The following is a 12,694-nucleotide window of genomic DNA, read 5'->3' as shown; positions in this document are numbered from 1 at the left end:
ACGGAAAACTCATTCAGGGGAGTGTGACCATGGCCGATCTCGTTGAGTTGAAGGTGCCGGACATCGGCGATTTCAGCGATGTCGAGGTCATCGAGGTGCATGTCGGCGCCGGCGACTCGGTCAACGAAGAAGATCCGCTGATCACCTTGGAAAGCGACAAGGCATCAATGGAAATCCCGTCGAGCCACGCCGGCAAGATCAAGGAAATCAAGGTCGGGCTCGGCGACCGCGTTTCCGAAGGGACCGTGGTCGCGCTGATCGAGCCCGGCGAAGCGTCGATTCCGGTGGCGCCGCCGTCGCCGGAAGGGGTCCAGGAACCGGATTCGGAACCCCCGGCACCGGTCGTCGAAAGCACCGAGGATACCCCGGCACCGCCGCCGCCGCCGCCAAGCGGCGCCGCCGCGGGTGGACCATTGGCGCCGGTCGATGAGGCGGGGTTCGGCAAGGCTCATGCCGGCCCGTCCGTGCGCGCCTTCGCGCGCGAGCTCGGCGCCGACCTGTCCCGGGTTCAGGGCACCGGCGCCAAGGGCCGTATCGTGCGCGAGGATGTCATCGCCTATGTCAAGGGCGAGTTGATCCGGCCGCGCGCCGAAACCGCGGCGGCGGTTCCCGCGGGCGCGGCGGGTGTCGGCATCCCGCCGGTCCCCGAGGTCGATTTTTCCAAGTTCGGCGACATCGAGACCGTCGAGCTCAGCCGCATCAAACGTCTCTCCGGTCCGGCGCTGCACCGGTCATGGCTCAACGTTCCCCACGTCACCCACAACGACGAGGCCGACATCACCGATCTCGACGCCTATCGCAAGGAAATGGATACGGCCGCCAAGGAACAGGGCTACCGCATCACGTTGCTCGCCTTCCTGATGAAGGCCTGCATCCCGGCGCTCAAGCAGTTCCCCGAGGTGAACTCTTCATTATCGCCCGACGGGCAGAGCCTGATCCTCAAGAAATATTTCCACATCGGCATCGCCGTCGACACGCCGGGCGGCCTGGTCGTCCCGGTATTCCGCGACGTCGACCGCAAGGGCGTTGTCGAGCTGGCCCGGGAGATGGGCGAGACCAGCGCACGGGTTCGCGACGGCAAGCTCGGCCCCAACGATTTGCAAGGCGCTTGCTTCACGATCTCAAGCCTCGGCGGCATCGGCGGCACCAGCTTCACGCCGATCGTGAACGCGCCCGAAGTTGCAATCCTCGGCGTCACCCGGTCGCAGGTGAAGCCGGTATGGAATGGCGCCGACTTCAAGCCGCGGCTGATGCTGCCGCTCTCACTGTCGTACGATCATCGGGTCATCGACGGCGCACTGGCGGCGCGCTTCGCCGCCCATTTGTGCCACCTCCTCGGCGACGTCCGCCGGTTGCTGCACTAGCCGCCGGGGAGGGGGAGAGCCATGAGCAAGGTTGTCGAAATCGCCGTCCCCGACATCGGCGACTTTACCGATGTGCCGATTATCGAGATCTATGTCACCGCCGGCGACCACATCGCCGCCGAAGACGCGCTGATCTCACTCGAGAGCGACAAGGCGACGATGGAGGTGCCGGCGCCCCAAGGCGGGGTGGTCAAGGAGGTCAGGGTCGCGGTCGGCGACAAGGTCGCCCAAGGTTCGGTCATCTTGCTGCTCGAGGAGGCAGGTGAGACGGCGGAAGCGGCGCCGCGCGATGAGGTGGAGGAACCCGCCGCGTTGGCGCCGCCGGATCCGCCGAGCGACGGCTCGCCGAGCGGCGATTACGAATTCGTCGATGTGCGGGTCCCCGACATCGGCGACTTCAAGGACGTTCCAATCATCGAAATCCAGGTCGCGCCGGGCGATGCGGTGGCAGCCGAGGACCCGCTGATCACCCTGGAAAGCGACAAGGCGTCGATGGAGGTCCCGTCTCCTGTCGCCGGAACGGTGAAGGAGCTCAAGGTGGCGGTCGGCGACACGGTGTCGGAGGGTTCGCTGATACTGATCCTCGAGACCGGCGACGTCCCGGACGAAGCGGTACCGGTCGCGGCACCGGAGGCGGCCGTCGCGCCGGCGGCGGCAACGAAGGCGCGGCCGGTCACGATGTCAGGCGATGTCCATGCTGAGGTCGTCGTACTCGGCTCCGGCCCCGGCGGATATACGGCGGCCTTTCGCGCCGCCGACCTCGGCCTCAAGACCGTCCTCATCGAACGCTATCCGTCGCTCGGCGGCGTCTGCCTCAATGTCGGCTGCATCCCGTCCAAGGCGCTTCTTCATGCCGCCAAGGTGATCGCCGAGACCGAGGAGATGTCCGAACACGGTCTCGCCTTCGGCCGGCCCAAGATCGACCTCGACAAGTTGCGCGGGTGGAAGGAAAGCGTGGTCGCCAAACTGACCGGCGGTCTTGCCAGGCTGGCCAAACAGCGCAAGGTCCAAGTGGTGACCGGTTACGGACGCTTCGCCGGCGCCAATTTGATCTCGGTCCAAACCGCGGATGGCGCCACCACTTCGGTGTCGTTCGACCAGGCGATAATCGCCGCCGGGTCGCGGGTCGTCGAGCTACCGTTCGTGCCCCACGACGACCCTCGGGTGGTCGATTCGACCGGAGCGTTGGCGATGGGCGAGATCCCCGAGCGCCTGCTCGTCCTCGGCGGCGGCATCATCGGGCTCGAGATGGCGACCGTCTACGACGCGTTGGGGTCGAAGATCACCGTTGTCGAACTCATGGACGCGCTGATCCCGGGCGCCGACAAGGACATCGTGCGGCCGCTCCACAACCGTATCAAGAAGCGCTACGAAAACATCTTTCTCAAGACCAAGGTGACGGCGGTGGAGCCGAGGTCGAACGGGCTCGAAGTCACCTTCGACGGTCCGGATGGAACCAAGTCCGATACTTTCGATCAGGTTCTGGTCGCGGTCGGCCGCCGTCCCAACGGCGGATCGATCGGTGCCGAGAACGCCGGCATCGCGGTCGACGACCGCGGCTTCATCGCGACCGACAAGCAGATGCGCACCAACGTGCCGCATATCTTCGCCATCGGCGATATCGTCGGTCAGCCGATGCTGGCCCACAAGGCGACCCATGAAGGCAAGACCGCGGCCGAAGCGGCGGCAGGCATGAAGGTGGCTTTCGACGCCCGGGTCATCCCGTCGGTCGCCTATACCGATCCCGAAGTTGCCTGGGTCGGTATGACCGAGGGCGAAGCCAAGGCGGCGGGGCTGAAGGTCGGCAAGGGCGTGTTCCCGTGGGCAGCCAGCGGACGCTCGCTGAGTCTGGGTCGCGATGAGGGCGTGACAAAACTGCTGTTCGATGACAAAAACGAGCGCGTTCTTGGCGCCGGTATCGTCGGTCCGAACGCCGGCGACCTGATCGCCGAGGTTGCGCTTGCGATCGAAATGGGATGCGACGCCAAGGACATTGGGCTAACCGTCCACGCCCATCCGACGCTTTCGGAAACCGTCGCCTTCTCGGCGGAGGCCTTCGAGGGCACGATCACGGATTTGTACATGCCGAAAATGAAATAAACGAACTGTGGGCAATGAAATGAAGATCGGAGTACCGAAAGAAATCCACGACGGTGAACGCCGCGTCGCGACGACACCGGAAGTGGCCGAGCGGCTCGCGAAACTCGGGTTCACGGTGGCGATGGAGGCCGGCGCCGGCGCGCGAGCGAATTATTCGGATGACGCCTTCCGCGAGGTTGGCGTCGAAATCGTCGGCGATGCCAAGGCGCTTTGGGTGCAGTCGGAGATCGTACTCAAGGTCCGGCCGCCGCAGATCCATCCCGATCTCGGCGTGCACGAAGCCGATTTGCTGCCCGAGGGCGCGACCTTGATCAGCTTCATCTGGCCGGCCCAGAACGAGGAGCTGATGCAGCGATTGGCGGCGCGTAAGGTGACCGTCTTGGCGATGGACAGCGTGCCGCGAATCTCGCGGGCGCAGAAACTCGACGCCTTGAGCTCGATGGCCAACATCGCCGGCTATCGGGCCGTGGTCGAAGCCGCCGGCCGCTTCGGCCGCTTCTTTACCGGCCAGATCACCGCGGCGGGGAAGGTCGCGCCGGCCAAGGTCATGATCATCGGCGCTGGCGTTGCCGGGCTTTCGGCGATCGGGGCGGCGCGCGGCCTCGGCGCCATCGTCCGCGCCTTCGACACCCGGCCCGAGGTCAAGCAGCAGGTGGAGAGCATGGGCGCCGAGTTCCTCGAGCTCGATTTCGCGGAAGAAGGTTCGGGCGCCGGCGGCTATGCCAAGGTGATGAGCGAAGAGTTCATCAAGGCCGAAATGGAGCTCTTCGCCGAACAGGCGATGGAGGTCGATATCATCATCACCACCGCGCTGATTCCGGGCAAGCCGGCCCCCAAGCTTATCACCGCCGGCATGGTCGAGAGCATGCGCGACGGCAGCGTCATCGTCGACATGGCTGCCGAGCAGGGCGGCAATTGCGAGCTCACGGAACCCGGTGACGTGGTCGTTCGCAATGGTGTATCGATCGTCGGCTATACCGATCTGCCGAGCCGGTTGGCGACCCAGTCGAGCCAGCTCTACGCCACCAATTTGCGTCACATGCTGACCGATCTGACGCCCGAAAAGGACGGCCAGATCGTGGTCGACATGGACGACGACGTGGTCCGCGGGACGACGGTCATCAAGGATGGCGAGATCACCTGGCCGCCGCCGCCGCCCAAAGTGCCGGCGATCGCGCCGGCGGCGGCCAAGCCGGCCGCACCGCCGCCGCCGTCGCCGGCCGAAGCGGCCCGCAAGAAAGGCATCGCGTCGCTGATCGTCATCGCGCTGGGAGCGCTCGCCCTGATCGGTATCGGCAGCGTAGCGCCGCCGGACTTCATGGCCCACTTCACGGTCTTCGTGCTGGCTTGTTTCATTGGCTACCAGGTGATCTGGAATGTCACCCCGGCGCTGCATACGCCGCTGATGAGCGTGACCAACGCGATCAGCGGCATCATCGTCATCGGCGCGTTGCTCCAAGTGTCGAGCCCGTCGGTCATCGTCGTCATCCTGGCCGCGTTCTCGGTGTTGATCGCGTCGATCAATGTCGTCGGCGGGTTCCTGGTGACCCAGCGCATGCTGAAAATGTTCCGCAGGAGCTAGGCCATGACCCAAGGGCTCGTTACCGTCTCCTATATCGCCGCCAGCATCCTGTTCATCCTCAGCCTCGGCGGGTTGAGCCACCAGGAATCGGCGCGCCGCGGCAACATCTTCGGCATCATCGGCATGGCGATCGCCATCGCGGCGACGATCCTCGCCGCCGAGGTCACCGGCTATGCCGTGCTGGTGCCGATGATGATTCTTGGTGCCATCGCCGGCGCCTATGTCGCCTCAAAGGTCGAGATGACGCAGATGCCGCAGCTGGTCGCCATGCTGCACAGCTTCGTCGGTCTCGCCGCGGTGATGGTCGGCATAGCCACCTATATCGCCCCCGACTCCCATTTCGAAGGGACCGAAAAGGTCATCCACGACGTCGAGATCTATCTCGGCGTGTTCATCGGCGCCATTACCTTCACCGGCTCGGTCATCGCCTTCGGCAAGCTCGACGCGCGAATCTCCAGCAAGCCGCTGATGCTGCCCGCGCGTCACTGGATGAACCTGGCGGCGATCCTAGTTTGCCTGTGGCTGGGCTGGGAATTCCTCACCGCCGCCTCGGTCGGCTGGGGGCTATTTCCGCTCCTGGTCATGACCGCGATCGCCTTCGTTCTCGGCGTCCACCTGGTGATGGCGATCGGCGGCGCCGACATGCCGGTGGTGGTGTCGATGTTGAACAGCTATTCCGGCTGGGCGGCGGCGGCGACCGGATTCATGCTGTCGAACGACCTGCTGATCGTCGTCGGCGCCCTGGTCGGCTCTTCCGGCGCGATCCTCAGCTACATCATGTGCCGGGCGATGAACCGCAGCTTTATCAGCGTCATCCTCGGCGGCTTCGGCACCGGCGGCGGCGCTGCGGCGGAGAGCGAAGGCGGCGAAGTCATCGCGACCTCGGTCGAAGAAGTGGCGGCGATGCTGAGCGACGCCAATGCGGTCATCATCGTGCCCGGCTACGGCATGGCGGTGGCCCAGGCGCAGAACGCGGTCAGCGACATCACCGCCAAGCTGCGGGCCAAGGGCATCAAGGTCCGCTTCGGCATCCACCCGGTCGCCGGGCGTCTGCCGGGGCACATGAACGTGCTGCTGGCCGAGGCCAAGGTGCCCTACGACATCGTCCTCGAAATGGACGAGATCAACCACGACTTTCCGGAAACCGATGTCGTGCTGGTGATCGGCGCCAACGACATCGTCAACCCGGGTGCCCAGGAGGATCCGAACAGCCCGATCGCCGGCATGCCGGTGCTCGAGGTGTGGAAGGCGAAGACCGCCGTGGTGCTCAAGCGCAGCATGGCGACAGGCTATGCCGGCGTCGACAACCCGCTGTTCTATAAGGAGAACACCCGCATGCTGTTCGGCGACGCCAAGGACAGCGTCGACGGCGTGCTGCGTCACGTCGAAAGCTGATCCATGGCGCTCGAGCTGGCCTATCAGGCGGCCGGCGAGGGGCCGCCGCTGATCATCCTGCACGGCCTCTTCGGCAGCGGGCGCAACTGGACCTCGATCGCCCGCCGTCTCGGCGACCGCCACCGGGTCTATACGTTGGACCTCCGCAACCACGGCGACTCGCCTTGGGATCCGTCGATGGACTACATCGACATGGCGGCGGACGTGGTCGCCTTCATGGACGTTCAGGGGCTCGAAACGGCGGCGGTGATCGGCCATTCCATGGGCGGCAAGGCGGCGATGGCGCTGGCCCTCGAGCAAGGCGCCCGGGTCTCGGCGCTGGTCGTCGTCGATATCGCCCCGGTGACCTATGACCAAAGACACTTGCCCTATGTACGGGCGATGCAGGCCGTCGACCTCGCCGTCGCGCGGCGCCGCAGCGAGGTCGATGCGCGCCTTCGCGACGCGATCCCCGACGCCGGCATCCGCGCCTTCCTGCTTCAGAACCTGACCCCGGTCGAGGGCGGGGCGGCCTGGCGCCTCAATCTCGACGCGCTGGCCGCCGAGATGCCGCGCCTGGTGGATTTTCCGCGCCCGCTGCTCGACCGGCGCTACACCGGTCCGGCGTTGTTCGTCGCCGGCGCGCGCTCCGACTTCGTCGGCGCCGAGCACGGCGACCTGATCGGGCGCTTGTTCCCGCGGGCGGTGGTCGAGACGGTGGCCGACGCCGACCATTGGGTCCACGCCGACCAGCCCGACAAATTCGTCGCCGCGGTCACCGGGTTTCTCGATTCGACCGGATAGTGCCTAACCGCCGAGGAAGGCGTCGCGCAGGCGGTCGCCGTCGCGCAGCTCGGCGGCCGGCCCCGACGCCGCCACCCGGCCCAGCTTGAGCACGTAGGCCCGGTCGCAGACGTCGAGCGCGCGGGCGGCGTTCTGCTCGGCGAGCAGCACGGCAGTGCCCGTATCGGCGATCCGGCGCACCGTCGCCAACACTTCGGCGACCAGGATCGGCGACAGGCCCAGGCTCGGCTCGTCGAGCAGCATCAGGCGAGGATTGCCGACCAGGGCGCGGCCGATCGACACCATCTGCTGCTGGCCGCCGGACAATTGCCAACCCGGCGTGTCGCACCGTTGGCGCAACCCGGGGAACAGATCGAACACGCGTTCGAAACGCCGCACCCGCTCGCGCTTCGGCGCCCAGCAGCCGACCTCGAGGTTTTCGCGCACCGTCATGCCGGGAAATATGCGGCGCCCCTCCGGGCTATAGCCGAGGCCGGCCCTGGCCCTGGCCTCCGGTGGGAGGCGGCCGAGCTCCCGGCCGTTGTAGTGGATCGATCCGGCGGCCGCCGGGACCAGCCCGGCGATGGTGTTGATCAGCGTCGACTTGCCGGCGCCGTTGGCGCCCAGCAGCGCCACCGCCTCGCCGGCGGCAACCGCAAGGTCCACCTCGTGCACCGCCGTGAGCGCGCCATAGGCGACACTCAGTCCGCGCAATTGGAGCAGCGGCGCGCTCACCGCCCGCCGCTCCCGGTGGTGCCGAGATAGGCGGCGATTACCGCCGGATGGCGGCGAATTTCGTCGGCGCTGCCGGCGGCGATGATGCGGCCGTCGTCGAGACAGATGACGCGGTCGGCGACCGGCAGCAGGAACGGCATATTGTGCTCGACGATGACCAGGGCGAGGCCGTCGGCGGCCAACCCGCGCAGCCGCGCCGCCAGGTCGGTCTGCTCGTCCTCGTTGGTCCCCGCCGCCGGCTCGTCGAGCATCACCATCGCCGGCTCGGTCGCCAGCGCGCGGGCGATCTCCACTCGTCGCTGGGTGCCGTAGGGCAGGGTGCCGCAACATTGCAACGCGACATCGGCAACGCCGAGCCGATCGAGCAGTGGCGCCGCCTCGCGCCGGGCGCGTTCCAGGTGCGACAGGCCGCCAATGTCGCTCAACGCCGATCGCAGACCTTCACCGATCGCCGCGTGGCGCGCCACGGCGACGTTGTCGAGCGCGGTCATGTCGGGGACCAGGCGGCAGCTCTGGAAGGTGCGGGCGATGCCGGCCGCCGCGATGGCATGGGGCAGGGCCCGGGTGATATCGCGGCCGCGGAAATGGAGGCTGCCGGCGTCGGCCCGGTAGAACCCGGTGATCAGGTTGATCAGGGTCGTCTTGCCGGAGCCGTTGGGTCCGATGATTCCCAGAACTTCGCCCGGAGTGGCGGTGAAGGAAACCTTGTCGACCGCATGAACGCCGCCGAACCGCTTGGCCAAATTCGATATCGCCAGCGCCGGCGCGGCGGGCGTCGTCGCGGCCGGTCGAACCGGGCCGATCGTTGCCGCTGTCGGCATCGGTCCCGGCGTCGGCGGCAGCCATTTGTCGCGCAGCCGGTGGGCCGCGCCGGCCAAGCCATAGGGCGCGCCGACGATCACCGCCAGCATCGTCGCGCCGTAAGCGATCAGGTAGTACTTATCGAGAAAGCGGAACCATTCCGGCAGGTGGATCAGCAGCACGGCACCGATGATCGCCCCGGCGACGCTGTAGCGCCCGCCGACCACGGCGATCGTCAGGCAGGTCACCATGACCGGGAATTCGAGCGCATCGGGCGAGATCACGCCGAGGGTGTGCACGTACAGGGTGCCGGCCAGGCCGCCCATTGCCGCGCTGAGCAGCAAGGCGGCCAGGCGCAGGCGGCCGATATTGATTCCGATCGCCTGGGCGGCGAAGTCGTTGGTGCGCATCAGCTCGAACATGCGGCCATAGAGGCCGCGCATGATTTGCCAGGCGGTAAACCCGCACAACGCGACCCACGCCCAGACGAACAGAAAGGTCGGCAGGCCGCGCCCGACGGCGAGATTGCCGAGCGTTATGCCGGGGACCCCGGGGATACCGTTGGCGCCGCCGGTAACGCTCTGCCAGTTGACGGCGACCAACAGCACGACCTGGCCGATGCCGAGAGTCGCCAATGCGAAATAGTGCGATTCCAGGCGCAGCACCGGGACCGCCACGATCGCCGCCAGCAGCGTCGGCGCCAGGATCGCCAGCGGGAACGTCTCGACGAAGGACCAGCCGTGGTTGGCGCCGAGGACGCCGGCGACATAGGCGCCGACGCCGAAGAACACGCCCTGGGCCAGCGACAGCGCGCCGGCGTGGCCGAAGATGAACTGATAGCCGATGACCAGGATGGCGTAGATGCCGGCGACGGTCAGCAGCCGCAGCTGGTAGCCGTTGGCGAAACCGAGCGCGTAGACGGCGAGCGCCAGCGCCGCCAGCGCCAGCGGCAGATTGAGGCCGCGGCCGAGCCAGGCCATGGTCAGGCCCGCCTCTGGATGACGTCGCCGAACAGCCCCTGGGGCCTGAAAAACAGGACCAGCAGAACCGCCCCATAGAGCGCGGCGATGGCGACGGTGTAGCTCAGATAGGCCGAGACGACGACCTCGAAGACGGCGATCAATACCGCCCCCGCGACGGCGCCGGCGATACGGCCCCAGCCGCCGATGGTGACCGCGATATAGGCCAGGATCATGTAGGCGGTGCCGTCGGTCGGCGTGACGAAGAACTTGTTCGACAGCAGCAGCCCCGCGGTCCCGGCGAGCGCCGCCGCCCAGCCGAAGGTCAGCGCGATCATCCAGGTCACGCGGACGCCGAGCGCACGGGCCATGTCGCGGTCCTGCGCGGTGGCGCGCAGGCGGCGGCCGAACTGGGTGCGCGTGAATACCAGGTGCTGGGCCACGATCAGCACCGCCGCGGTGACCACGATGGCCGCGCCCTGCTTCTCGATGGTCAGCCCGTCGAGCTGCCAAAAGCCGCCGGCGAATAAGGGCGGGGTGGCGCGGGGGTCGGGGCCGAACCCGGCGTTGAAGCCGTTCTGAAAGACGATGCCGAGGGCGATCGTCGATATGAACACCGCCACCGGCGGCCGGTCGCGCAGCGGGAAATAGGCGAGCAGCGAGAACGCCAGGCCGAGGACGAAGGTCAGTATCAGCACCAGGGGCAGGAGGAGGATGCCGGGGACCGGCAGGAAGCCGGCCAGCGCGACGGCGACGAAACCGCCGGCGACGACGAGGTCGCCCTGGGCGAAGTTGACCGCGTTGGTGGCGTTCAGGATCAGCACGAAACCGAGCGCCACCAGAGCATAGGCGGCGCCCAGCGCGGCACCGTTGATGACCAGCTGAAGCAGCGTCATCGGACGACCGCCTTCCGCCGCCGGCCGGTCATTCCGCGGTCAGTCGAGCGCGCCGGTGACGTTGTCGAAGACCTTGACGACCCGGGGGATACGGGTCTCTCCGTCATAGCAGACGATGATCGCGGAATGGGCCATGTTGCCGCTGCCGTCGCTGCGGTAGGTCATGGCCAGCCCGTCATGGGAATTGCCGGCGAGATAGTCGCGCACCTCCGCGGGCGAGCGGGCGCCGGCGGCGATTGCGCTCAACACCATCATGGTGCCGTCGTACTGGCCGAGCGCGAAGGCGTCCGGTTCGGTGCCGAAAGCGGCGCGGTAGCGCTCGAGCCAGGCATCCATCTCCGGTGTCCCGCCCGATATCGGCGACGACGCGCTTTCCGCGCACACGCCGTCGAGTTCACCCGGGTCGAGCAGCGCCGCCGTCGACGGCTGGTGCATCGCCGACCCGGCGACGATAGGCAGGCCCAGATTGCCGGCTGCCGCCGCCCGCACCAACAGCGCGGTCGGTCCCGAATGGAGCTGGAGCAGCAGCGCGTCGGCGCCCGCCGCCCGCGCCTTGGCGAGTACCGGCGTCATGTCCTTGACCTTGACGTCGAGCCCCTCCTCGAGCACCGGCGCGATCCCCAGCCGGCGCAGATTTTCGCCGATATGGGCGGCGCCCGACTGGCCGTAGGCGGTGGTCTGGTAAATCATCGCCGGCTTGGTGATGCCCAGTTCGTTGACCGCGTAGTCGACCTGCGCCACCTTGGCCACCGTGTCGCCGGGGAAGAATCGGAACACCCACGGGCTGCCGAGCTCGGTAATCTTGGCCGTGCCCGAGACGGTGACCAGCGGCACGCCGTGGCGGTCGGCGAGCGGGATCATCGCCAGCATCTGGGGGCCGAACATCGACGCCGCCACCGCCGTCGCGTCGCCGTCGGCAAGCGCGCGTTCGAGGGCGTTGACCGCGACTTCCGGCGCGGTCGAGGTATCGGCGACGTCGTAGGTCACCGAGATCTCGGCGGGCGGGTTTTCCAGCGCCAGCACCGCGCCGTTGCGCTGGCTGGTGCCTTCGAGCGACAGGAACCCGGTGATCGGCACCAGGACGGGGATATTCGCATCGGCGGCGTCGGCCGGCGGCACGGCGAACGCGGCGCAGCACAAGAACGCTGCAATGATACGGGTCGAAATGGCTGAAAACAGGCGTTTGAGGCTGGACGACATGACGCTCCCTCCGCTGGCACGATCCAGATCAGGTTCGATGGGTATGCTCTCAGCCGGCGCAGATGTCCGGCACCCCAGCGTATCGTGGGGCAGTGTACTCCCTGCCGCGCGCCAGTCAAAGCGCGTCGCACAGCGCTGAATCGCCGGCATGGCCGACCCCGCCATCCCCATGCCCGCGGGTTCATGCGTCATCCCGGGCGCGGCGCAGGACCGGTTGTTTCGATCCCCCCTCACCCCGACCCTCTCCCTCGAGGGGAGAGGGAGTTCGACCGAGCGCGGCGCATTGTCCCTCGCCCCTATTGGGGAGAGGGATGCGGAGGCTCGGCGAGGCGCTGCCGAGAATAGCCGGAGCTGGGTGAGGGGCAATTCGAGCACCAGGTCCGCGTCACCGAGGTGCCGCGGCGCGCACGGGACCATGAAATGGCGAAGTTCCGGGTCCGCGTCACCAAGACGCCGCGGCGCGCACGGGACCATGAAATGGCGAAAATGACCGAATTCGGGCCGGAATCGGTGCCGAACGAGGCTGGAAATCGCCGCGCAAAGGTGGCAAGATGGGCTCCAATCCGCGCGCGCAATGTGCGGAATGAACCGAGGTGCCGTCGATTCTTGCGTTTCAGACGGTACCCACGCATAGAGCAATCGGCGCCGCACCCTCAGGCGATTGGCAGCGGCGCGAGCAAGGGGAGCCGCCCAAATGGCCGCACGCGTTGACGACGCCAAGCTAGCCAACCTTTCCAACATTCCGAGCAAGTTTTCGCCCGCCCGCCCGGCGGCCTCGCTGAAGACCACGTTGCTGGTCGGCGCGGCGACGGTTGCGGTGGCGGCGCGGCGACGGTGGCGGTGGCGGCGCAGCTGCCGGTGGACGAGGCGGCTGCGCAGGACAAGTGGGGACCGTGGATT

At 67.4% G+C, this 12,694-nt stretch carries 10 protein-coding genes and 1 riboswitch; of the genes, 6 read left to right on the top strand and 4 right to left on the bottom strand.

Going from position 1 to position 12,694, the window contains the following annotated elements; all coding sequences use genetic code 11:
- Positions 1 to 29: 29 nt before the first annotated feature.
- The 5 genes from aceF to GY791_10630 are packed head-to-tail and all read left to right on the top strand — an operon-like array spanning position 30 to position 7,224.
- On the top strand, positions 30 to 1,364 hold the full coding sequence (aceF, locus tag GY791_10650; protein ID MCP4328881.1) for a dihydrolipoyllysine-residue acetyltransferase: 1,335 nt from the start codon (positions 30 to 32) through the stop codon (positions 1,362 to 1,364).
- A 21-nt stretch (positions 1,365 to 1,385) separates the two neighbouring features.
- On the top strand, positions 1,386 to 3,464 hold the full coding sequence (gene lpdA / locus GY791_10645) for a dihydrolipoyl dehydrogenase (GenBank protein ID MCP4328880.1): 2,079 nt from the start codon (positions 1,386 to 1,388) through the stop codon (positions 3,462 to 3,464).
- A gap of 19 nt (positions 3,465 to 3,483) precedes the next feature.
- Positions 3,484 to 5,046, top strand: coding sequence for a Re/Si-specific NAD(P)(+) transhydrogenase subunit alpha (locus tag GY791_10640; protein MCP4328879.1), 1,563 nt, complete (start codon positions 3,484 to 3,486; stop codon positions 5,044 to 5,046).
- Positions 5,047 to 5,049: 3 nt separating this feature from the next.
- On the top strand, positions 5,050 to 6,441 hold the full coding sequence (gene pntB / locus GY791_10635) for a Re/Si-specific NAD(P)(+) transhydrogenase subunit beta (GenBank protein ID MCP4328878.1): 1,392 nt from the start codon (positions 5,050 to 5,052) through the stop codon (positions 6,439 to 6,441).
- Positions 6,442 to 6,444: 3 nt separating this feature from the next.
- Positions 6,445 to 7,224: an alpha/beta fold hydrolase gene (locus GY791_10630; GenBank protein MCP4328877.1), complete on the top strand. Its 780-nt coding sequence runs from the start codon at positions 6,445 to 6,447 to the stop codon at positions 7,222 to 7,224.
- Between the two features lie 3 nt (positions 7,225 to 7,227).
- Here the strand turns inward: GY791_10630 and GY791_10625 are convergent, their stop codons facing one another.
- The 4 genes from GY791_10625 to GY791_10610 form a co-directional block, all read right to left on the bottom strand.
- Complete coding sequence (locus tag GY791_10625; protein MCP4328876.1) at positions 7,228 to 7,938, bottom strand: ABC transporter ATP-binding protein; 711 nt, start codon at positions 7,936 to 7,938, stop codon at positions 7,228 to 7,230.
- Positions 7,935 to 9,719 (bottom strand): branched-chain amino acid ABC transporter ATP-binding protein/permease, encoded by a 1,785-nt coding sequence (locus GY791_10620; GenBank protein ID MCP4328875.1) that lies wholly within the window; start codon positions 9,717 to 9,719, stop codon positions 7,935 to 7,937. The genes GY791_10625 and GY791_10620 overlap by 4 nt, the downstream gene beginning before the upstream one ends.
- Before the next feature lie 2 nt (positions 9,720 to 9,721).
- Positions 9,722 to 10,594 carry a branched-chain amino acid ABC transporter permease gene (locus tag GY791_10615; GenBank protein MCP4328874.1) on the bottom strand — a complete coding sequence of 291 codons (873 nt, stop codon included), beginning with the start codon at positions 10,592 to 10,594 and terminating at the stop codon, positions 9,722 to 9,724.
- Between the two features lie 39 nt (positions 10,595 to 10,633).
- Positions 10,634 to 11,794: an amino acid ABC transporter substrate-binding protein gene (locus tag GY791_10610; protein ID MCP4328873.1), complete on the bottom strand. Its 1,161-nt coding sequence runs from the start codon at positions 11,792 to 11,794 to the stop codon at positions 10,634 to 10,636.
- A riboswitch (TPP riboswitch) is annotated at positions 11,783 to 11,881 on the bottom strand. It overlaps the preceding gene by 12 nt.
- 607 nt (positions 11,882 to 12,488) lie before the next feature.
- On the opposite strand from GY791_10610, the gene GY791_10605 reads away from it, so the two are divergent.
- Positions 12,489 to 12,694, top strand: a 206-nt coding sequence (locus GY791_10605) for a hypothetical protein (GenBank protein MCP4328872.1), incomplete at its 3' end; no start/stop codon positions are given.

It is taken from the genome of Alphaproteobacteria bacterium, assembly GCA_024244705.1.
Taxonomy (GTDB): domain Bacteria; phylum Pseudomonadota; class Alphaproteobacteria; order JAAEOK01; family JAAEOK01; genus JAAEOK01.
This window is presented reverse-complemented; position numbering and strand designations above follow the sequence as displayed.